This window comes from Streptomyces europaeiscabiei (genome assembly GCF_001550375.1).
In the GTDB taxonomy this organism is placed as follows: Bacteria; Actinomycetota; Actinomycetes; order Streptomycetales; family Streptomycetaceae; genus Streptomyces; species Streptomyces europaeiscabiei.
In genome coordinates this window covers 1-19,302 of sequence record NZ_LRTR01000193.1, presented here as the reverse complement: position 1 = coordinate 19,302, position 19,302 = coordinate 1, and the positions used below count along the sequence as shown (strand labels likewise).

The 19,302-nt window shown below is 70.2% G+C and carries 23 protein-coding genes and 1 pseudogene; 14 read left to right on the top strand and 10 right to left on the bottom strand.

The genetic code is table 11. The features are described from left to right. Positions 1 to 273: VOC family protein (locus AWZ10_RS09540; protein WP_060890858.1), on the bottom strand; the 273-nt coding region annotated here is incomplete at its 3' end. A gap of 490 nt (positions 274 to 763) precedes the next feature. On the opposite strand from AWZ10_RS09540, the gene AWZ10_RS09535 reads away from it, so the two are divergent. Further along, positions 764 to 1,168: an Imm32 family immunity protein gene (locus AWZ10_RS09535; RefSeq protein ID WP_052769788.1), complete on the top strand. Its 405-nt coding sequence runs from the start codon at positions 764 to 766 to the stop codon at positions 1,166 to 1,168. A 13-nt stretch (positions 1,169 to 1,181) separates the two neighbouring features. Here AWZ10_RS09535 and AWZ10_RS09530 read toward each other — a convergent pair whose 3' ends face one another. The 4 genes from AWZ10_RS09530 to AWZ10_RS09515 form a co-directional block, all read right to left on the bottom strand. Next, complete coding sequence (locus AWZ10_RS09530) at positions 1,182 to 1,979, bottom strand: hypothetical protein (RefSeq protein ID WP_060890857.1); 798 nt, start codon at positions 1,977 to 1,979, stop codon at positions 1,182 to 1,184. 84 nt (positions 1,980 to 2,063) lie between these two features. Beyond that, positions 2,064 to 3,440, bottom strand: a complete 1,377-nt coding sequence (locus tag AWZ10_RS09525; RefSeq protein ID WP_046703258.1) for an FG-GAP and VCBS repeat-containing protein — start codon at positions 3,438 to 3,440, stop codon at positions 2,064 to 2,066. 208 nt (positions 3,441 to 3,648) lie between these two features. Further along, complete coding sequence (locus tag AWZ10_RS09520) at positions 3,649 to 3,966, bottom strand: helix-turn-helix domain-containing protein (protein ID WP_046703259.1); 318 nt, start codon at positions 3,964 to 3,966, stop codon at positions 3,649 to 3,651. Beyond that, a complete protein-coding gene (locus AWZ10_RS09515) occupies positions 3,963 to 4,349 on the bottom strand; it encodes a type II toxin-antitoxin system RelE/ParE family toxin (protein WP_173531457.1) in 387 nt (128 codons plus the stop codon). Before AWZ10_RS09515 ends, AWZ10_RS09520 begins: the two co-directional genes overlap by 4 nt. An 86-nt stretch (positions 4,350 to 4,435) precedes the next feature. Between AWZ10_RS09515 and AWZ10_RS56250 the strand changes: the two genes are divergently transcribed. The 4 genes from AWZ10_RS56250 to AWZ10_RS09500 all read left to right on the top strand — a co-directional run bounded on the left by AWZ10_RS56250 (position 4,436) and on the right by AWZ10_RS09500 (position 6,589). Beyond that, a complete protein-coding gene (locus tag AWZ10_RS56250) occupies positions 4,436 to 4,936 on the top strand; it encodes a DUF7737 domain-containing protein (protein ID WP_434976622.1) in 501 nt (166 codons plus the stop codon). 38 nt (positions 4,937 to 4,974) lie between these two features. After that, positions 4,975 to 5,484: a TM2 domain-containing protein gene (locus AWZ10_RS09510; protein ID WP_046703261.1), complete on the top strand. Its 510-nt coding sequence runs from the start codon at positions 4,975 to 4,977 to the stop codon at positions 5,482 to 5,484. After that, the gene (locus AWZ10_RS09505) at positions 5,477 to 5,875 is read left to right on the top strand and encodes a DUF2752 domain-containing protein (RefSeq protein WP_046703262.1); all 399 of its coding nucleotides are present in this window, start codon (positions 5,477 to 5,479) and stop codon (positions 5,873 to 5,875) included. The genes AWZ10_RS09510 and AWZ10_RS09505 overlap by 8 nt, the downstream gene beginning before the upstream one ends. Positions 5,876 to 6,325: 450 nt before the next feature. Then, positions 6,326 to 6,589, top strand: a complete 264-nt coding sequence (locus AWZ10_RS09500; RefSeq protein WP_013001272.1) for a TM2 domain-containing protein — start codon at positions 6,326 to 6,328, stop codon at positions 6,587 to 6,589. Positions 6,590 to 6,771: 182 nt separating this feature from the next. Here the strand turns inward: AWZ10_RS09500 and AWZ10_RS09495 are convergent, their stop codons facing one another. The 5 genes from AWZ10_RS09495 to AWZ10_RS09475 form a co-directional block, all read right to left on the bottom strand. Next, positions 6,772 to 7,551 (bottom strand): succinate dehydrogenase iron-sulfur subunit, encoded by a 780-nt coding sequence (locus AWZ10_RS09495; protein WP_033525299.1) that lies wholly within the window; start codon positions 7,549 to 7,551, stop codon positions 6,772 to 6,774. Further along, positions 7,551 to 9,305 carry a succinate dehydrogenase flavoprotein subunit gene (sdhA, locus tag AWZ10_RS09490; protein WP_046703263.1) on the bottom strand — a complete coding sequence of 585 codons (1,755 nt, stop codon included), beginning with the start codon at positions 9,303 to 9,305 and terminating at the stop codon, positions 7,551 to 7,553. Before sdhA ends, AWZ10_RS09495 begins: the two co-directional genes overlap by 1 nt. 23 nt (positions 9,306 to 9,328) lie before the next feature. Beyond that, entirely contained in the window at positions 9,329 to 9,820 is a 492-nt protein-coding gene (locus tag AWZ10_RS09485; protein WP_046703264.1) for a succinate dehydrogenase hydrophobic membrane anchor subunit, read from the bottom strand. A 5-nt stretch (positions 9,821 to 9,825) separates the two neighbouring features. After that, positions 9,826 to 10,206, bottom strand: a complete 381-nt coding sequence (gene sdhC, locus AWZ10_RS09480; protein WP_078531457.1) for a succinate dehydrogenase, cytochrome b556 subunit — start codon at positions 10,204 to 10,206, stop codon at positions 9,826 to 9,828. Positions 10,207 to 10,459: 253 nt separating this feature from the next. Further along, on the bottom strand, positions 10,460 to 11,098 hold the full coding sequence (locus tag AWZ10_RS09475; protein ID WP_079104332.1) for a 2-oxo-4-hydroxy-4-carboxy-5-ureidoimidazoline decarboxylase: 639 nt from the start codon (positions 11,096 to 11,098) through the stop codon (positions 10,460 to 10,462). Between the two features lie 282 nt (positions 11,099 to 11,380). On the opposite strand from AWZ10_RS09475, the gene AWZ10_RS09470 reads away from it, so the two are divergent. The 9 genes and pseudogenes from AWZ10_RS09470 to AWZ10_RS09430 all read left to right on the top strand — a co-directional run. Then, positions 11,381 to 12,976, top strand: a complete 1,596-nt coding sequence (locus AWZ10_RS09470) for a beta-N-acetylhexosaminidase (RefSeq protein WP_060890856.1) — start codon at positions 11,381 to 11,383, stop codon at positions 12,974 to 12,976. A 139-nt stretch (positions 12,977 to 13,115) separates the two neighbouring features. Continuing rightward, a complete protein-coding gene (locus AWZ10_RS09465; protein ID WP_063809748.1) occupies positions 13,116 to 13,919 on the top strand; it encodes a DUF4328 domain-containing protein in 804 nt (267 codons plus the stop codon). A gap of 75 nt (positions 13,920 to 13,994) precedes the next feature. Next, on the top strand, positions 13,995 to 14,540 hold the full coding sequence (locus tag AWZ10_RS09460; RefSeq protein WP_046708650.1) for a hypothetical protein: 546 nt from the start codon (positions 13,995 to 13,997) through the stop codon (positions 14,538 to 14,540). Between the two features lie 85 nt (positions 14,541 to 14,625). Further along, positions 14,626 to 15,282 (top strand): hypothetical protein, encoded by a 657-nt coding sequence (locus AWZ10_RS09455; RefSeq protein ID WP_060890855.1) that lies wholly within the window; start codon positions 14,626 to 14,628, stop codon positions 15,280 to 15,282. Positions 15,283 to 15,403: 121 nt separating this feature from the next. Then, positions 15,404 to 15,832 carry a hypothetical protein gene (locus AWZ10_RS09450; protein WP_063809747.1) on the top strand — a complete coding sequence of 143 codons (429 nt, stop codon included), beginning with the start codon at positions 15,404 to 15,406 and terminating at the stop codon, positions 15,830 to 15,832. Positions 15,833 to 16,167: 335 nt separating this feature from the next. Beyond that, entirely contained in the window at positions 16,168 to 16,758 is a 591-nt protein-coding gene (locus AWZ10_RS09445) for an RNA polymerase sigma factor (protein WP_060890854.1), read from the top strand. Then, on the top strand, positions 16,755 to 17,861 hold the full coding sequence (locus AWZ10_RS09440; protein WP_060890853.1) for a hypothetical protein: 1,107 nt from the start codon (positions 16,755 to 16,757) through the stop codon (positions 17,859 to 17,861). Before AWZ10_RS09445 ends, AWZ10_RS09440 begins: the two co-directional genes overlap by 4 nt. Before the next feature lie 379 nt (positions 17,862 to 18,240). Then, positions 18,241 to 18,927 carry an RNA polymerase sigma factor gene (locus AWZ10_RS09435; protein WP_037694439.1) on the top strand — a complete coding sequence of 229 codons (687 nt, stop codon included), beginning with the start codon at positions 18,241 to 18,243 and terminating at the stop codon, positions 18,925 to 18,927. Continuing rightward, positions 18,927 to 19,302, top strand: a pseudogene (locus AWZ10_RS09430) (hypothetical protein); the annotation flags it as partial. The gene AWZ10_RS09435 and the pseudogene AWZ10_RS09430, both read left to right, overlap by 1 nt.

Sequence of the window (19,302 nt, the reverse complement as noted above, 5' to 3'; positions counted from 1 at the left end):
GAGCGCCCGCGCCGTGGCCCGTGCGTCGCGCACCTCCAGCCACGTCCGCGCCGCCCCCCACAGGGGCGGCCGGTGCGGCAACTCGTCCTCCACGCGAAGCAGTAGCCCGGGCGTCTCCTTGCCCACCTTCAGCCCCGCGATCCCGGCCTCGTCCAGCCGGAAGGTCACGGCGAATCCGACCCGCTCGTAGAAGGAGACGGCCTCGCCGAGGTCGCCGACGGGGAGGAGGAGGTTGTCGAAGCCGAGCAGTTCGTACGACTCATTGTCTGACATGTCGTCAGATTAGAGCCTCGGTCGACGTAGTCGCGGGAGCGACAGCACGCGCATGGCGCGGTCGGGCGCCGGGGGCGGTGGGTATGGGCATGGGTATGGACGTGGACGTGGGCCTGGGCCTGGGCCTAGGCCTGGTCATGAAAAGGGGGCCGACCCGCGGGTTTCCGCGGTCGGCCCGCCACACTCCGGTCAGCCGATGGCGATCCGGGTCTTCCAGTAACTCGCGGGCGCGACGATCTCCGTACCCGAGCCCGCCAGGACCGTCTTGCAGATCACCGGACGCGAGCCCAGTCGCGTACCTGAGCAGGGGTGACGTCGGGGCTGGGGCGGGGGGGGAGGGCGCGACATCGACCTCAAGTCCCCGGATTGCAGCAGTAGGGCCTTGACTGCACCGGGAGGCGCAGATCAACGGTCAAGCGGCACGATCGCGGTCGCTGGCCGATCCGCATATTCCGATCGACATGAGCACCGTCAGACGTGGGGACATTCCGTGATTCAGTTTCAGTCGCAGCTCGTCGTCCGCTGTTCCGCGGAACCCGGTGAAGTGGAGGTCTCCGGGAGCGTGAACTCCCTGGGGGAATGGGCGAACGCCCTGACCCGGGACGACGTGGAGATCAGCACCAGCCCGGGGGATGATCCCTCCCCGTACCCCCGCTGCCTCACGGGCATCCGGGTGCGGTCGACCGCACCCGGGCTGGTGAAGATGTCCGTCGACGTGGACCGGCAGGCCCTGACCTTCACGGGTTCCGGGGAATCCATGAAGGTCCTGGCGGAGAACATCCTGGGCCTGTGCCGGGAAGGCGTGCCGGGGGACCATCTGCACATCGAGTACTTCCCCGACCACTTCTACCTTGCGGAATCGAGGATCTCCCTCGTCGTGGAACGCGCCGACTGACGGTACTGACCGGTCAGGAAGAGCAGCCCCCCACCCGCCGGGTGCTCACCGCGATGTCGTCCATGCGCATGTCGTACGACGACGGGGTGGGGCCCGACTGGTACAGCTGCCAGCCCAGCTTCAGCTTGTCGAAGGTGGGGAAGACGAAGTCGTCCGCCGTGCCGCCGTGGCTCTTCGTGGAGACGGTCAGGTCGGGCTGGGCCACGCCGTCCAGGTAGACCGTGACCCGGTTGTCCGTGGCGTCCAGGTGGAATTCCACGCACTGCCACTTCCCGGCGACTGCCGGAGCCGAGGTCTTCCAGTTGGTCCAGTCGCCCGTCGGGCCCAGGTCGGAGCCCACGCCCCAGAAGTTGCCCTTGTCGGTGGGGGCGTACTGGCCGCCGAGGGGGCGGACGAGGGTGGGGGAGTCGGTGCCGGAAGCCTCCGCGAGGGTCCAGTGGGCCCAGTCCGGGGCTGTGGGGAACTCGGTCACTCGCAGCCGCATCCGGGCCCAGAGGCTGTTGCCGGGCGGGGCGAGGTCGGACAGGACGACGAAGGCGCGTCCGTTGCCCTCGGTGCGGAGGCGGAGTTCGCGGCCGTGGCCGCCCGGGCTGGGCTCGACGGTCAGGGTGCCGGTGCCGGTGGACGTGTCGGTGGTCCAGCCCCGGCCCTTGGTCACCGGGCCGAGGGGGAGATGGTTGAAGTTCTCCCGGACGAGCGTGCCGCCGTAGGTGTCCTGGGCGGCGGGCGTTGCCGAGGCTGTGGGGGGTATCGCGATCAGGATCGCGGCCGCGGCCGACACTGCGGCCGCGGCTTTCCTCAGGAAGGTCATGGGGTCAGTCTGTGATCAACGGACTCATCCGTCACAGGAGTTGGACGCGATCCAGCCAAGTGGCAACGTTTCACGCGCTCCTGGCTACTGCGGGAAACTCGGCTTCAGGCTCAGTTCCGTCACGGTGCCGGTCGTGATCCCGGAAGCGCTCGCCCGGAAGAACAGGCTGGTGTCGCCGTTGACGCTCGCGGCCAGGAGGTCCTTGTCGCCGTCGCCGTCGAGGTCGCGCAGACGGACGGCGGAGCCGAACATCTCGTACTCCTCGGGGCTGCCCGGAACCCCCACCGTCGCCCGGCTGAACCACTGGGAGCCGATGCCGGTCAGGCCCTTCTTTCCTCCGCGCAGGATGTGGACGCCGCCCGCGGTCTTCGCCGAGCCGACCTTCTCCTCCGCGACGCCGACCGCGAGGTCCGGATAGCCGTCGCGGTCGGTGTCGCCGGCGGACAAGTCGTATCCGAAGGTGTCACCCTTCGACGCGGCCGTGGCGACGCCTGAAGTGGCCTGCGTGAGACGGTACTTGGTGGTCGGGCCGGACTTGCCGCCGCGTACGACGACCACCGAGCCCGCGCCCTTGTTGTACCGGGTGTCGCCGACCGCCAGGTCTCCGTAGCCGTCCTTGTCGAAGTCCGCGATGACGCCCGCCGGGTCGTAGTCCGGCTCCGAGCTGTTGACCTCGACCAGTTTGCCGCTCCACGCGACCGTCCTGCCCCCGCGCAGCAACCAGGCGTCCTGAGTCATCTTGTCCTTGCGGTAGCCCTGGCCGAGGACGTACAGGTCGGTGGCCTTGTCCTTGGTGACCTTTCCGGCGACGAGCCCGGTCGGTTCGAGGATGAGGTTCGCGTCCGGGCGGGTGTGCCTGGTGACCTTGCCCGTCCGGCCGGCCTTGGTGAAGCCGCCCCGGTAGATGTGGACGGTGTCGATGCCGTCGGCGACCGCCAGGTCCGCCTTGCCGTCGCCGTCGAAGTCGCCGGTCTCCAGTTCGTTGCCGAACCCGAGGTAGGTCTCGGTCTTGACGGGGAGCCGTGTGGCCTTGGTGCCGAGGCCGGATTTCGACCCCCACATGACGGTGACGGCACCCGAGCTGACCTTCCCGCTCACCTTCTCGGTGCGGTCGGCGACCGCCAGATCGGCGTAGCCGTCACGGTCGAGGTCGGCGGTGGCGAGATCCTCGCCGAACAGGTCGCCGAAGCCGCCCGCGTCACCGGCCGTCCCGGGGACGCCGGCGCTCCTCTGCGTGAACACCTTGGACGTGGTGCCGGGGCCCGTGGCGGTCCCGTACGTCACGGTGAACGCGCCGTCGCCGGGGGTCGCGTAGTCCCGGTACCCGTCGCCGTTGAAGTCGTCGGCGTACTTGGCGGGGGCGGCGCTCGCGGTGCTCGTCGAGAGGGCGAGCAGTCCGCCGGTCAGCGACACGGCCGCGGCCGTCGCGAGCACCAGGCGGGTGTTCCTGCGCGTGAACATGCGTCTCCTGCGGTGTGCGCGGGGGCTCGCTGGGCGGCCCGCGCTGGTATGGGATGACTGAGAGGCCAGAGCGGGTACGAACGATGACGGGCTCGCGCTTCGCCCGAGTCATCGGTGTATCCATGGCTATTGCCGAACAGGCGTACAGAAGAGACGCGCGTTGACACGCGAGGGTTGTACGGGACGCGTGGGATTCAGGAGCGCCGGACTACGCCACCACCACCCGGGTCCCATTGAAGTTCGCGACGATCTCCAGTTCCCCGCCCAGAGCCTCCACGTAGGCCGCGACCGTTCCCACCTCGGCGGACTCGGTCCTGCCGCGTTCGATGGCGGACACCCGTTCCTGTCGTACGTGCATACGGTCGGCCACCTCGCGCTGGGTGAGGCCGAGTTGCCTGCGCATCTCCGCCAGTCGGTGCGCGCGTGCCTCGGCGACCATTCGCCGGGCACCCGCCATGATCTCGTCCAGGTCCTCGGTGTCGAAGACCTCTTCCTTGACCTCGTCCCATGAGTGAAAGCTGGTCATCGCTCTGTCTCCTCGTGACGGCGCCGGGCCAGGTGGTCCAGCCACTCGGTATAGCGTTCCTCGGCCAAGGGGATCGCGCGGCGGTACCACGCCGTCCATCGCCCCGCCTTGTCGCCCGCGACCAGGAGTACCGCGCTGCGCTCGGGATCGAAGGCGAAGAGAATCCTGATCTCGGTCGCTCCTGCCGAGCCAGGCCGCAGTTCCTTGAGGTGGTGCAAGGTGGACCCCTTGATCCGGTCCACCAGGGGGCGTCCCAGGTCCGGGCCCTCCTCCACCAGTGCCTGAATCGCCTGGCCCACCAGCCGTGCCGTGGTGCGGTCGTCCTTGCGCAGTTTGTGTAGCCAGTCGCGCACCTCGCCGGTCATTTCAAGATGCCAGGCCATCAGCGATCACCGTGTAGTACGTGTACATACTAGTACTCTGGTGTACTGGCTGCCATCCGGCCCGACAGTCCGGCGCGGATCACCCGATGGAGTGGCCCCTCTCTCGCAGGCCGCTCCCGCCCTGCCTCCAGTGCCACCCTCCGGGGCAACTCCTCTGCCACGCTCAGGAGTTGCTGCAACTGGCTCCGGCTGTCCGGCGACTGCGTGGCGTCGCCCGCACGCGCGGGCTGCCGCAGTGGGGTTGCGGGCGGAGTGCTGGATCCCACGCCCCTGCCGGGCCTGCGCCTCGTCCCCGAGTCGGCCGTCGGCAACGCGAACGGAAGCCGGAACGGGGCGGTACGGGGAACGGAACCCCGCAGACCGGCTATCTCCCCTACGGGGGCGACCGTATGCTCGTTGTCATCCTCAGCAAGGCGATGCTGCTCGCCAAGGACACGGAGATCACGGACCGACGATCCTCAGCCAAGTGTGATCACAGGACTGTGACTCCGCCCACATGCGGGAGTCGGGCGGGGCCCGGCCGAAGTAACAACTTCTCTCGGGGCCCTTCCCTCCTGCAATATGACGGACAGCCCATATTCAGCTAGCCAGCCGCTCAAGCAAACAACACGCAGGAGTCAGTACCGTGACCGAGCAGCCTCAGCAGCCCGCTCAGCCCCCGCAGCCGCCGCAGCCCGGATACGGGTACCCGAACGCCGCCCCCGGTCAGCCGGGCGCCAACCCGTACGGCGCTCCGCAGGCCGGCGACCCGTACGGGGCTCCGCAGGGTGGTTACCAGCAGCCGGGCGCGGGCCAGCCCGGCTATGGCTACCCGCAGCAGGGCGGTTACCCGCAGGGTGGCGGCTACCAGGTGCCTCCCGCGCCGGGCGGCGCGTACACGGGTGACCCCAACGCCCCTTACGGCTACGACCCCTACGGGCGCCCGTACTCCGACAAGTCCAAGATCGTCGCGGGCATCCTCTCGCTGTTCCTGGGCTCCTTCGGCGTCGGCCGCTTCTACATCGGTCACGTCGGTCTGGGCCTCGCGCAGCTGTTCACCTGCGGCGGCTTCGGCATCTGGGCGCTGGTCGACGGCATCATCCTGCTGACCGGCAGCAACACCACGGACTCCAACGGACGTGTCCTGCGTGGCTGAGCGCGGCCTCACCACCCTCCGGCATCCGGCGGCGGCACCCTTCGTGGTGGCCGCCGCCGGGCTGGCGGGCGCCGCGTACCTGTACGGAACCAACCCGCACGAGCCCAGCCATCTGCTGCCCCAGTGCCCGTTCCGCTATGTCACGGGGCTGCTCTGCCCCGCCTGCGGTGGCACCCGCATGGTGTACGACCTGATGCACGGCCAGTTCAGCGCTGCCTGGCACGACAACCGCGTGCTGCTGCTCGCCGCGCCCTTCGCGCTCGCACTGCTCGGCCGCTGGGCCGTCGAGGGCCTGCGCGGCCGCCGCTGGCGGCCCGAACTGAAGCCCCGCACCCAGGCCTTGATCCTGGGCATCGCGGTGACGTGGACGATCGTCCGTAACCTTCACTGAGCGGGCCTGGTGTCCTGAGGAGCCTGAGGGCCCTGAGCGCCACGAGTGTCCTGAGCGCCACGAGTGTCCTGACGCCCTGAGTGTCCTGACGCCCTGAGTGTCCTGAGCGTCCGTTGGGCGGTCGAGTCGGCGCCGTCGAACCACCTCCTCTTCCCCCTCCCGGCACCCGTAAATCCCTTACGCCCGCTTTATGTTGCCCAGTTGTCGCAAGTTGGCTGGAATCGGATCACGGAATCGGAACGATCGCCTGGTTCCCCTCCCCTCCGCCCCTTGCGTCTCACTACGCTGCAACGGCTACAGGGGGGATGACGGGGGACTACGTCGTGCTCGATCGCTGGCCGGTATTTGCCGTGCCCGATCGCTGCCGGTATTTGCCGCGCCTTCTCTCCTGGACTCCCCCCGGAGCAATCCGCTTCGGTAATTCAGTCAGTACATCCAGGAGTTATTTCCATGACCGTCCCCACCCCTGACGCTCCCTTCGGCCACGACCCGCAGGGGCGCCCGTACTCCGACAAGTCGAAGATCGTCGCCGGCGTTCTGCAGCTCTTCCTCGGCACGCTCGGCATCGGTCGCTTCTACGTCGGTTCCGTCGGCGTGGGCGTCGCCCAGCTCCTCACCTGCGGTGGTCTGGGCTTCTGGTCGCTGATCGACGGCATCCTGTTCCTCACGAGCAACGACCGCACCGACGCGCAGGGCCGCGTCCTGCGCGGCTGATCACGCCGAGGATCACCGCCGAGGTGATCGACCGAAGGGCCTCGTCCGCCGCGGAGCTTCCCCCAAAGCTTCGCGTGAGGACGAGGCCCTCGTGCGTGGGGCCCCGCACACACGCCTCCGCCGGGCACGGGAAAGGCCCGCAGGTGAACCTGCGGGCCTTCTTCACGCGGTGCGGAGGCGGATCAGAAGCGGCGCGTGATGAGCGCCCGCTTCACCTCCTGGATCGCCTTGGTGACCTCGATACCGCGCGGGCAGGCGTCCGTGCAGTTGAACGTCGTACGGCAACGCCACACGCCGTCCCGGTCGTTGAGGATCTCCAGCCGCTGCTCCCCGGCCTCGTCACGCGAGTCGAAGATGAAGCGGTGGGCGTTGACGATCGCGGCCGGACCGAAGTACTGGCCGTCGTTCCAGAACACCGGGCACGAGGACGTGCACGCGGCGCAGAGGATGCACTTGGTGGTGTCGTCGAAGCGCTCGCGGTCCTCGGCGGTCTGGAAACGCTCACGCGTCGGCTCGTTGGTGTCCTTCGTGATCAGGAAGGGCATCACGTCCCGGTACGCCTGGAAGAACGGCTCCATGTCCACGACGAGGTCCTTGAGGACCGTGAGGCCCTTGATGGGCTCGACCGTGATCGGCTTCTCGGGGTTGATGTCCTTGATCAGCGTCTTGCAGGCCAGACGGTTCTTGCCGTTGATCCGCATGGCGTCCGAACCGCAGATGCCGTGCGCGCAGGAGCGGCGGAACGTCAGGGTGCCGTCCACGTCCCACTTGATCTTGTGCAGACCGTCGAGGACGCGCTCCTTGGGGTCGATCTCCAGCTGGAAGTCTTCCCAGGTCGCCTCGGCCGAGACCTCGGAGTTGAAGCGACGGATGCGGAAGGTGACCGTGATGTACGGGGAGTCGGCGAAGCCGGGCTCGGGGCTGCCGGCCGCGTCCGCCTTGTCCAGGGTCGGGGTTGCCATCAGTACTTACGCTCCATCGGCTGGTAGCGGGTCTGGACGACCGGCTTGTAGTCGAGACGGATGGACTCGGTGCCGTCGTCGCCGACCTCGCGGTACGCCATGGTGTGGCGCATGAAGTTGACGTCGTCGCGGTTCGGGTAGTCCTCGCGGTAGTGACCGCCGCGGGACTCCTTGCGGGCGAGCGCCGACACGGCCATGACCTCGGCCAGGTCGAGCAGGTTGCCCAGCTCGACGGCCTCCAGGAGGTCGGTGTTGAACCGGCGGCCCTTGTCCTGGATCGCCACGTTCTTGTAGCGCGCGCGCAGCTCGGCGATCTTCTCGACGGCCGTCTTGATCGTCTGCTCGGTGCGGAACACCATGACGTTGGCGTCCATGGTCTCCTGCAGCTCGCGCCGCAGCTCCGCCACACGCTCGTTGCCCGTGGAGTTGCGCAGCCGCTCGATCTGCTCGACGACCAGCGACTCCGGGTTTTCCGGCAGTTCGACGTACTCGGCCGTCTGGGAGTAGTCGGCGGCCGCGATGCCCGCCCGCTTGCCGAACACGTTGATGTCGAGCAGCGAGTTGGTGCCGAGACGGTTGGCGCCGTGCACGGAGACACAGGCGACCTCACCGGCGGCGTACAGGCCCGGGACGACGGTGGTGTTGTCGATCAGGACCTCACCCTGGACGTTCGTCGGGATGCCGCCCATGGCGTAGTGCGCGGTCGGCTGGATCGGGATCGGGTCCGTGTAGGGCTCGATGCCGAGGTACGTCCGCGCGAACTCGGTGATGTCCGGGAGCTTGGCGTCGAGCTGCTCCGGCGGGAGGTGCGTGAGGTCGAGGTAGACGTGGTCGCCCTCGGGGCCGCAGCCGCGGCCTTCGCGGATCTCCGTGTAGATGGACCTCGACACCACGTCGCGCGATGCCAGGTCCTTCATCACCGGCGCGTACTTCTCCATGAAGCGCTCGCCGTCCTTGTTGCGGAGGATGCCGCCCTCACCGCGGGCGCCCTCCGTCAGCAGGATGCCCATGCGCCAGATGCCGGTCGGGTGGAACTGGAAGAACTCCATGTCCTCCAGCGGCAGACCCCGGCGGTACACGGCCGCCTGGCCGTCACCGGTCAGCGTGTGCGCGTTGGACGTCACCTTGAAGAACTTGCCGGTGCCGCCGGACGCGTAGATCACGGCCTTCGCCTGGAAGATGTGGATCTCGCCGGTCGCCAGCTCGTACGCCACGACACCGGCCGACTTCTTGACGCCGTCGACCTCGGTGATCAGCTGGTCCAGGACGTAGAACTCGTTGAAGAACTCCACGCCGTGCTTGACGCAGTTCTGGTACAGCGTCTGGAGGATCATGTGGCCGGTGCGGTCGGCCGCGTAGCAGGAGCGGCGGACCGGGGCCTCGCCGTGGTTCCGGCTGTGACCGCCGAAGCGGCGCTGGTCGATCGTGCCGTTCGGCGTGCGGTTGAACGGCAGGCCCATCTTCTCCAGGTCGAGGACGGAGTCGATGGCCTCCTTCGCCAGGATCTCGGCGGCGTCCTGGTCGACCAGGTAGTCACCGCCCTTGATCGTGTCGAAGGTGTGCCACTCCCAGTTGTCCTCCTCCACGTTGGCGAGCGCGGCGGCCATGCCGCCCTGCGCGGCGCCCGTGTGGGAGCGGGTGGGGTACAGCTTGGTCAGCACGGCGGTGCGGCTGCGCTGCGTGGACTCGATGGCCGCGCGCATACCGGCGCCGCCGGCGCCGACGATGACGGTGTCGTACTTGTGGATCTTCATGATCGGTTGCCTCAGCCCCGTGCCTAGCGGATGTTCGGGTCGAAGGTGAAGATCACCAGCGTGCCCAGCAGGATGGTGAACACCGTGGCGGTGTAGAGCAGGCCCTTCAGCCACAGGCGGGTGTTCGGGCGCTCCGCGTAGTCGTTGATGACCGTGCGCAGGCCGTTCGCGCCGTGCAGCATCGCGAGCCACAGCATCAGCAGGTCCCAGGTCTGCCAGAACGGGGACGCCCAGCGGCCCGCGACGAACGCGAAGCCGATCTTGGAGACGCCGCCGTCGAGGACGAGCTGGATGACCAGGTGGCCGATGACCAGGACCACCAGGACGATGCCGGACAGGCGCATGAAGAGCCACGCGACCATCTCGAAGTTGCCGCGGGTGGACCTCGGGGTCTTCTTGGTGCGCTTGCGGGGCGGCTCGATGAAGGGGGCCGGGTTGTCGGGGCTGTAGCCCGAGATTTCCCCGGCGCCCTCGACGGGGCCGATGCCGGATGCGGTGGTTTCAGTGGCGGACATCTGTCTCAGCTCCCGAAGACTTCACGGACGGCGTGGCCGAGGACGGGGTACAGGGCCCCGATCATCAGCACGAGCCAGATGCCGACGACCGACCAGAGCATCGTCTTCTGGTGACGGGGGCCGTTCGACCAGAAGTCGACGGCGATGACCCGAAGACCGTTGAGCGCGTGGAAGAGGATGGCGGCGACGAGGCCGTACTCCAGCAGCGCGACGATCGGCGTCTTGTACGTGGCCACGACCTTGTCGTACGCGTCGGGGGAGACACGAACGAGAGCGGTGTCCAGCACGTGTACGAACAGGAAGAAGAAGATGAGGACGCCGGTGACTCGATGAGCCACCCAGGACCACATTCCTTCCCGGCCGCGGTACAGCGTTCCAGCCGGCACGGAAGAACCCTCCGGGAGCGGGGATTGGGGCCGGCCGGCTTGCTTGTCGGTCTGACCCGGCCGGGTACGGTCCACCGGCCCCGGCCATGGTAGCGACGTCGTTGCACTTGGCTTAAGCCGGGAGGGTTGGTGTGATCAAACTGGCATACAAAGGTGCACGTAAGGGTGAGTAGCGGGCGGCATCCGGGGTGAGGGTGCCCGTGTGTTGCCGGGTGCGGGTTCGCGGTGGCCGGCCGTGCGGTTCCCCGCGCCCCTAGAGACGGCTCTTCGGGCCGGTCACGTGGGTGACCAGGCGTTCTCTTGCCAGGCGGCGCAGTTCTTCCGCCACCACCACCCGTTCCTCCTCAGGGTCGTTCGCGAGGCGGGACCGGAGACCCTCCAGGGTGCGGTCGAGGAGTTCGTCGGGGCGGTCGCCGGCCCGGGAGATCACGAAGACGTGGCCGAAGCGGGCCTCGTAGGCGGCGTGGGCGGCGTTCAGGGCGGTGTGGGCCACGCCGTAGATGTCGTCGGGGAGGGTGGGGAGGGTCTGGCCGGCCAGGGCCTCCGCCAGATCGGCTGCCGTGAGGTCGTACGCGGCCTCGTCCGACGCGGCGAGGAGGGCGTCGACGTCGGGGTAGGGGCGGTGGTCGGTGAGGCGGTGGGCCCAGCGGAGGCTGCGCAGGCAGGTGAGAAGGGCCTGCCGGGCGACCTCGGCGGGGGCGTGGTTGAACCGCTCCAGGGCCGACGGGCCGGGGGTGCGGACCTGCTCCGGTATGGCGACCTGGCCGGGGAGGTGGGGGAGACGGTGCGGAGGCAGCGTGGTTCCTCGGCGGTGCGTAGGGGTCGACTGGGGAGGCTGGGCAGGCTGGGCAGGCTGAGCGAAATGCGCCACCACGTTATCGAGGCGGGTCATGGGCTTGTCCGTTCGATGCCCGAAATTCACCCGAACGGGAGAGTTTCGGAACCTGTGGTGGACGGATGGGGCGGTGGGACGTCGTAGGTTCGAGAAGGGGGCTCGGCGGAGAGTCGGGTGAAGACCGGGACAAGACCGGGAGAAGACCGGGGGATGGTACGGGCGAGAGGTGCGTGAGATGTCGTGGATGCTGACCGGGATCGGGACCGGGACCGTGGGCGCGTCGTGAACCGGGGTCGGCGCAGGGCACCCCGCAGGAAGACGGCGATCACGTCGAAAGGGTTGCTCCTGGGCGCCGGGGTCGTCCTGGCGGGCGGCGCGGTGGCGGCGGCCGTGACCGTGTGGCCGGGCGACGGGACGCGGACGTCGAGCGGGCCGGAGCCGTCGCGGGCAGGGTCGTCCGTGAGCGCCGCCGAGACTTCGCCCTCCGCGTCTCCGTCACCCTCGCGCTCGTACCCGCTGTCCCAGGAGCCGCGGACCATTCCCGCCGTACGGCAGCACGAGGCCGCCCGCGGCCCCGGCTGGAAGCCCGCCGACGGGGGCCGGGTCGTCGTACGGAACGCGGCGCTGGCCGACGAGGGGCGGCTGACGGCCGGGGAGCTGGGACTGACCTACGCGGGGGAGGCCGGCCCCCGGGACGGGGACGTGGAGCTGGCGCTGACCGGGGCGGACGAGCCGAGGTCGGAGGCCTACACGCTGACGGTGAAGGACCGCCGGGTGCGGATCGCCGCGCCCGCCGAGTCGGGGGTCTTCTACGGGACGCGCACCCTGAAGCAGGAGGTCCGCGGCGGCGGTACGGCCCCGGAGGGCGTCGTGCGGGACGAGCCGGCCAAGCCGCAGCGCGGCTTCATGCTGGACATCGCGCGCAAGCACTTCACGGCGGGCTGGATCGAGGACCGCATCCGTGAGCTGGGCGACCTGAAGTACAACCAGCTCGGGCTGCACTTCTCCGACGACCAGGGCTTCCGGATCGAGTCCACGAGCCACCCCGAGGTGGTGTCGGACCAGCACCTCACCAAGGCCCAGGTGAAGAAGATCCTGGACCTCGCGAAGAGCCGGCACATCCAGGTCGTACCGGAGATCGACTCCCCCGGGCATCTGGGCGCCGTGATCGCGGCCAATCCGGGGCTGCAGCTGAAGAACGCCCAGGGCGTGGCCGCGAGCGGAGCCGTGGACATCTCCGACCCCAGGTCCGCGGAGGTCGTGGACGAGCTGCTCGACGAGTACGCCGGCCTCTTCGACGGCGCGTACTGGCATCTCGGCGGCGACGAGTACCGGGCGCTGATGGTGTCGAACCCGGAGGCGTCCTACCCGCAGCTGGCCGCCGCCGCGCGGGCGAAGTACGGCTCCGGAGCGACCGTCGCCGACCTGGCGACCGGCTGGCTGAACGACCGCGCCAAGGTGATGCGCGGCCACGACCGGACCGTACGGGCCTGGAACGACGGGTTCTTCCGCGGCGGGTCGGTCCAGGCGGACAAGGCGATCCAGGTCGCGTACTGGACGGGCAAGGAGATCGGGGCCCGGCCGCCGATCGAGTATCTGAGCGCCGGGCGGCAGGTGATCAACTACAACGACGAGTACCTGTACTACGTCCTCGGCGAGCCCAACCAGTTCGTCTACCCGACCGGGCAGCGCATCTACGAGTCCTGGACCCCGCGGGTGCTGCGCGGCACGACCGCCGTGCCCGCGCACTACGACGACCAGATCCTCGGCGGTGTCTTCGCCGTCTGGTGCGACCTCGCGAACCGGCAGACCGAGGCACAGGTCGCGGCGGGCGTCCGGATGCCGCTGCGGGCGCTGTCGCAGAAGCTGTGGGATCCGGGGAAACCGGCGATGAGCTGGACGGAGTTCCGGGAGCTGGCGGGGAAGGTGAGCTGAGCCCCGGGAAACCGGTGAGAACCGAATCGGGTGGACGGGCGGGGCCGGTGAACCGTATCTTCCGCGTGTTCTGATCGCCGAGCGTGAGGGTCTGGGGAGGACCGCGTTCGGTGCGTTTCGATCACACGGGGGATTCACGATGAACTGTGCGCGCTGTGGGAACCATGCGGCGGCGCCCGGCGGCGAGCTGTGCCGGCAGTGCGAGGCGGCGGACCTCCATCCGGCCGCCCCACAGCCGCCCGCACACACGGCGCTGCCCATCCAGTCGCCCCACGGGCCCGCCCGGCTGCGGCCGACCGTGGGGCTGGGCCGGGCGGTGGCGATCCTGCTCGGGGCAGTGATCGTGACCGACCTGGTCGCGGTGTGGGCGGACCTCACGATGCTCGATGTACTGGGCAGGATGACGGACGGCGAGTACGGGCCGGCGGTCGAGGCGGATGCCGACCGGGCCGACCGGCTCTACGACCTGACCGGCAGCGCGCAGCTGCTCGCCTTTGTCGCCACCGTCGTCGTCTTCCTGATCTGGTTCCACCGGGTGCGGGTCAACGCCGAGGTGTTCGAACCGTTCGGGCATCGGAAGAAGCGGGGCTGGGCGATCGCCGGCTGGCTCGTGCCGATCGTGAACCTCTGGTTCCCGCGCCGGATCGCCCTCGACTGCTGGGACGCCAGCAGCCCGTGGGAGAAGCCTCGCTCGCACGCGCTCGTCAACGCCTGGTGGACGATGTGGATCATCGGGGGCGTCACGAGCCAGGTGAGCGCGCGGCTCTCCCGACAGGCCGAGACCGCCGAGGAACTGCGGTCGGCCGCCGAGCAGACGCTGTTCGCGGACGCTTTCGAGATCCCCACCGCTGTGCTCGCCATCCTCTTCGTCCTCGCGCTCACGCGTATGCAGGACGACAAGGCGCGGAGCGGTCCGCGAGAGCCGGCGCCCGTCACCGTTTGAGCCCGTCCTCCCACGACGGTGCGGATTGCCCGATTCCGGGAGCGAACTGCCGTACGGGTGTGGTGTATTTCCGGTATGGGGTACTGGGGGTACTACGTCGTGGGCAGAAGTGGGCGGCCCCTCGCTGAGCTGGACGCGCTGGACGGGGCCGAGGGGTTGACGCTGTGTGCGACGGCGGCCGACGACTGGCAGGTGTGGGCGTACCCGACGGGTGCGCCCGGTGCCGAGGCCGCGGGCGACGCCGGGGGCGCCGCCGACGTCGGGAACATGAACACGCTGGCCCGGGAGACGGAGGCCCCCGCGCTGTTCGGCTACGTCATGGGCAGCGACTGCGTGGTCGTCGAGGCGGCCGGGCCGGAGAGCGGAGCGTGGACCACGTGTCTCGCGCGGCGTGCGATGGCCGCGTACCTGGGTGACGGCGAGGGGCTCACCGTCGAGGACTACTTCCTCGAACCGCGCGACGCCGCCGAGCGTGCCGTCGCCTGGGCCGCGGAGGCCGGGCGGGCCGCCGTCGCGCAGTCGCTGGTCGATGTGTTGACCTCGGAGCCTGGACCGGCGGACCCCTTGGCTGAAAACATTCTGTTCCGGTTGCTCGACCGGCTCGGGGTCGTCCCTCTGTGACACTCCCGGGCCGTCGCACGCAGTAAGGGGAAGTGCGGGCTCCGTATCACCGGGGTGTGGTCGAGCGGGATCTAGGGGAGGCGTGATGAGCCTGGTGGAGCTGATCGCCCAGGCCGACGAACGCGGTCTGGCGGCAAGCGGGTTGGCTTGTTTGGACCGTTGCGTACCGCTTCTCGGGGGTGACGACGAGGTCCTGCGTCCGCTGTGGGCGGGGCTGGTGGACGACGGGGAGGGGTGGGGGGAGAAGGTGGCGAAGGTGCGGGGCGAACTGGCCCCGGCCGCCTCGGACTCGGACTTGCAGTCGGATCCGGACTTGCAGTCGGATCCGGAGTCGGATTCCGACTCCGGCGGTGACGTGCGATTCGCCTCCGGCTCCGGATCCGGTGGGGACGAGAAGATCGTCCTGCTTGCCCGTCGGATGCTCGACGCGGTTCCCCTGGAGCGGTCCGGTGAGGCGCTGCGTGAGTGGGCCGACGTGTGTTCGGTCTCCGCCCTGCGGATCCATCAGTTGCTCGACCCGTTGGACGCCGGGGGTGACGACTCGGTGGCGGCCTGCCGGGCGGGCCGTACCGAGGGCGCCTCCCATCTCGTCGCCGCCGAACTGCGCCGTCAGGTCGTGGTGCTGGAACTGCTCGCGCAGCACGGGGCGTCGGGGGTGCGGCAGGCGCTCGGTGTCTCCACGGAGGGGCGGCGGGTGCTGCGGGCGGTCGTGTCGCGGCGGGCGCGTGGGGCCAGGCGGTAAACCTCGGTTTCCTGGCGGGTCCTGTGGGTGTCCTGGGGCCGGGTGTGGTGGTCCTGCGCCGGTGTCGCGTACGCGCCGGAAAACGCGAAACGTCTCGCCCGGGGCGAGCGCTGTCCGAGGTGTGAGCGCACAGCAGACATTCAGTTCGGGCAGCACCCCCGGTACGGCGGGGAGCCTCGGGAACCGGCACGGGAGTGCGGCGAAGCCTCTTCGGTGGGCGGCCGACGCGGTGGCGATGATGCGGGAAGGGGCGCGGGTGCGTCTCGACTACTCGACGCAGAGTCTGTGGCGGGTGGACCGGATGATCGAGGAGATACGGCGGGAAGGGGCGCCCTACGCCGCGGTGGAGGGGGCCTTGCGGGGGTTCGGGGCGTACGGGGGTGAGGTCGTCGTGCGCTGGGCCGGCGGTGAGTGGGTGGAGTCGGGCGGGGGGTACTGGGTGCGGACCTGGGACGGCCGCTTCTGGGATCCGCTCGACGAGGCCCGGCGGTGTTTCGCGGGTGACGGGTCGCTGCGGCTGCTGTGCCACGACGCGATGCCCTCCGGGTGACGTCGGGAGTCTTTCGCCCCCGCCGCCCCTACCCATTCCCGTCTCCAGGGCGGTGCCCCTTCGACCCCCAGGTGCGGTCCGGTGGGGCTTCTCGCGCAGTTCCCCGCGTCCCTGAAAAGCAGGGGCTGCGCCCCGTGCCTTTCGGGCCGCCAGGGCCGTAGGCCCTCAGGGGCGCGGGGAATCCGCGGCGGCTGACGGTGTGACACTTCCGCGGAGCGCGACGCAGATGACCATGGGGGCTTGGCGGCGGTCGGGACGGTCCCCGGGAAAGCGATCCCGGCACTGACTTGGCACTGTCCCGGACAGTTCGGGGCCAGGGAGGGGAACCTCGGCGCGTGCAGGCCTACGACGGGGAACTGGGCGCGGCCGTCGCGCGGGCCCAGGACGGGGACGAGGCCGCGTTCGCGGTGGCGTACCGCCTCGTGCAGCCCGGACTGCTGGGGTATTTGCGCGGCATCGTCGGGGACGACGCGGAGGACGTCGCCTCGGACGCCTGGCTGGAGATCGCGCGGGACCTCGGGCGGTTCAAGGGCGACGGGGCGGGCTTCCGGGGCTGGAGCGCGACCATCGCCCGGCACCGGGCCCTGGACCATCTGCGGCGCCAGAAGGTCAGACCCCGGGCGACGGCCCTGGAGAACGACCTGCTGGAACTGCCGGGCACGCACAGCACCCAGGACCAGGCCCTGGAGGCCCTCTCCACCGAGCAGGCCCTCGCGCTCGTGGCGCGGCTGCCCCGGGACCAGGCCGAGGCCGTTCTGCTCCGTGTGGTCGTCGGCCTCGACGGCCCCGCCGCCGCCCGCGTCCTCGGCAAACGCCCCGGCGCGGTCCGTACCGCGACCCACCGGGGACTGAAGCGACTCGCCCAGCTCCTCCGGAGCGAGGGTGTGACGGATGACAGCCCCCGGACGCTGGGGGAGTCGAGATGACCGGCAGCGGCAGCGGCAGCGGCAGAGGCAGAGGCAGCGGCAGAGGCAGCGGCGACGGCCTCGGCCGCGACGGCGGAGACGGTGACCACCACGGCCGTCACGGCAGCGGGACGGACAGCGGAACGTACAGAGGGACGTACGACGACAGGGAAGGGTGCGAGATGCCGTCGGGCAGGGCGGAGCCGGACAGGGACGAAGGGCGCGACAGCGAACGGCGCGACAGCGAACGGCGCGACAGCGCAGGGCCGGACGACGGTCGCCGGTTCATGAGCGACGACACCGCCGCCGACCGCGTTTCCGACGCCCCCGCACCCGAGGCTCCCGCACCCGAGGCTCCCGCACCGGATGGCGCCGCCCCGTCCGTCGACTCGCTTCTCGCCGCCGCCGTACGTGGTGGCGCGTCGGCCGACATCGCGGGCGAGGCTCGGGCGGTGGCCGCCTTCCGGGCGGCACGGGTGACGGGGCCGCGTACGGCCCGTACCCGGCGTCGGGACGACTGGCGGCCGAACGCGCGGCGCCGCGTCCTGCTCTCGATACGCACCACCCTGGCCGTACTGCTGGCCAGCCTCACCCTCGGCGGAGTCGCCTTCGCGGCGATCGGCTCGGCCACGCGCGACGACGAGGGCGCCGGCGGGGACCGCGGGGGTTACGGGGGTCAGGACCAGAGTCCCCGCCCGACCGACGGCGCCCCCGCCCGTCCCGGCCCCTCGACCGCCCCGCGTACGAGCCCCTCGACGGCCGACCGACCCGACCGGGACGAGGAACCCGGCGCGTCCCAGCAGCCGGACGAGGCCGACCGGCGGGCCGACGGCAACGGCGACAGCGCCAAGGGCGATGGCGGGCACGGCGGTGATCGCACCGGCAAGGACACCGGCGACAGGCGGGGACACTGGCCACGCCCCGCTGAGTCGAACGCGTCGGCGCCGAGCGAGTCGAGGGTGCCGAACGAGCCGAGTCGGCCGACGGGGGCGGGCGGGCGAAGCCCGGGAGACGCGGACAGGAACCCGGGAGACGCGGCAGGAGACTCGGAAGACGCGGCAGGGGACCCCGGAAGCGCAGAACGGCACCCGGGACAGGGAGCAAAGGTCCCGGAAACGAAGTGAGGCCGGCGTGCTCGCAAGACCCCCGTACTCGCAAGACACCCGGCCGACTCCGCCGATGGCAACGGTCGGGGCCGCCACCCCCCACAGGAGAGGCCCCGACCGTCGCGCGGCACGGGCCGCGCGGCGACCCGTATTACCTACAGCGCCGAGCCTGCGTTTTCTGTCACACCTCTCCGCATCACGAGTTAGTTGCATGTTCTATGGACATGGACGGTCAGCGGTTTCAGGCCGTAACGTGCCATTCGCGCCGGATCGAGGTTGGCGGAAGACCACCGCAACCACAGCGGTCCCGAAGACCGCAACCACCACTTGAGGAACCACGACGGCGAGAACCCGGTCCGCGAGAGCGGCGCCGGCTTAGGCGCAGAGGGGCGCGTGGGTGCTGGGGGACGACGCGGAGCTGACCGCCGCGGTGCTTGCGGCACAGGACGGGGACGAGACCGCGTTCCGGACTGTGTACCGCTCGGTGCACCCACGGCTGCTCGGGTACGTGCGCACGCTGGTCGGCGATCCGGACGCGGAGGACGTCACCTCCGAGTCCTGGCTGCAGATAGCCCGTGATCTGGAGCGGTTCACCGGAGACGCCGACCGGTTCCGCGGCTGGGCCGCGCGGATCGCCCGCAACCGGGCCCTCGACCACATACGCATGCGGGGCCGCAGGCCCGCGATAGGCGGCGACGAGACCGAGCTGACCGGCAAGGCGGCCGAGTCCGACACGGCCGGCGAGGCGATGGAGGCCCTGGCGACCGGGCGCACGCTGTCGCTCATCGCCCAGCTGCCCCAGGACCAGGCGGAGGCGGTGGTCCTGCGGGTCGTGGTCGGCCTCGACGCGAAGACAGCCGCGGAGACGCTCGGCAAGCGCGCGGGTGCCGTACGGACGGCCGCGCACCGGGGGCTGAAACGGCTCGCCGAACTGATCGGGGAGAATCCGGAGACGGCTTCCGATGCCGACCCGGAATCCGGTGACCCGCTGGACGCCGTACCCCCACCGAGAGCCGCGCGTGTGCGCGCGGCCACGTCCGCCGGTGTGACGCATACGCGTTCGCGGACGCAGAAGGATGTGTGATGGCCGACGAGCAGTACAGGTGGCTGAACCGCGACGCTGCGGAGCGGCTGCTGCGTGGGGAGCCGCTCGAAACCGTCGACGCCGACACCCGCGCCCGTGCCGACCGGCTCACCGAGGCACTCGAAGCCCTGGCCGCCGAGGTCGCGCCGGTGTCCTCGCAGAATCCTGAACTTCCGGGCGAAGAAGCCGCGTTGGCCGCCTTCCGCACGGCTCGCACCGCACGCTCGGTCCGTACGGCCGCCTCCGGTGTGGACGGTCGGGCCGCGGAGTCCGGCCGTGGCAGCCGTACGCACACCACCGCGGCGCCCGCCGCCGACGCGGGTCTCGTACGGCTAGGACGTCCTCTGCGTCGGCCGACCGGGCCGGACGGCCGCC

What these genes read in the sequence shown, in the direction of transcription:
- AWZ10_RS09530 (WP_060890857.1), bottom strand. Translation starts at nt 1,979, where the DNA reads ATGACCTTCCTGAGGAAAGCCGCGGCCGCAGTGTCGGCCGCGGCCGCG.
- AWZ10_RS09525 (WP_046703258.1), bottom strand. Translation starts at nt 3,440, where the DNA reads ATGTTCACGCGCAGGAACACCCGCCTGGTGCTCGCGACGGCCGCGGCC.
- AWZ10_RS09520 (WP_046703259.1), bottom strand. Translation starts at nt 3,966, where the DNA reads ATGACCAGCTTTCACTCATGGGACGAGGTCAAGGAAGAGGTCTTCGAC.
- AWZ10_RS09515 (WP_173531457.1), bottom strand. Translation starts at nt 4,349, where the DNA reads ATGGCCTGGCATCTTGAAATGACCGGCGAGGTGCGCGACTGGCTACAC.
- AWZ10_RS56250 (WP_434976622.1), top strand. Translation starts at nt 4,436, where the DNA reads ATGGAGTGGCCCCTCTCTCGCAGGCCGCTCCCGCCCTGCCTCCAGTGC.
- AWZ10_RS09500 (WP_013001272.1), top strand. Translation starts at nt 6,326, where the DNA reads ATGACCGTCCCCACCCCTGACGCTCCCTTCGGCCACGACCCGCAGGGG.
- AWZ10_RS09495 (WP_033525299.1), bottom strand. Translation starts at nt 7,551, where the DNA reads ATGGCAACCCCGACCCTGGACAAGGCGGACGCGGCCGGCAGCCCCGAG.
- sdhA (WP_046703263.1), bottom strand. Translation starts at nt 9,305, where the DNA reads ATGAAGATCCACAAGTACGACACCGTCATCGTCGGCGCCGGCGGCGCC.
- AWZ10_RS09485 (WP_046703264.1), bottom strand. Translation starts at nt 9,820, where the DNA reads ATGTCCGCCACTGAAACCACCGCATCCGGCATCGGCCCCGTCGAGGGC.
- AWZ10_RS09475 (WP_079104332.1), bottom strand. Translation starts at nt 11,098, where the DNA reads ATGACCCGCCTCGATAACGTGGTGGCGCATTTCGCTCAGCCTGCCCAG.
- AWZ10_RS09465 (WP_063809748.1), top strand. Translation starts at nt 13,116, where the DNA reads ATGAACTGTGCGCGCTGTGGGAACCATGCGGCGGCGCCCGGCGGCGAG.
- AWZ10_RS09460 (WP_046708650.1), top strand. Translation starts at nt 13,995, where the DNA reads ATGGGGTACTGGGGGTACTACGTCGTGGGCAGAAGTGGGCGGCCCCTC.
- AWZ10_RS09455 (WP_060890855.1), top strand. Translation starts at nt 14,626, where the DNA reads ATGAGCCTGGTGGAGCTGATCGCCCAGGCCGACGAACGCGGTCTGGCG.
- AWZ10_RS09440 (WP_060890853.1), top strand. Translation starts at nt 16,755, where the DNA reads ATGACCGGCAGCGGCAGCGGCAGCGGCAGAGGCAGAGGCAGCGGCAGA.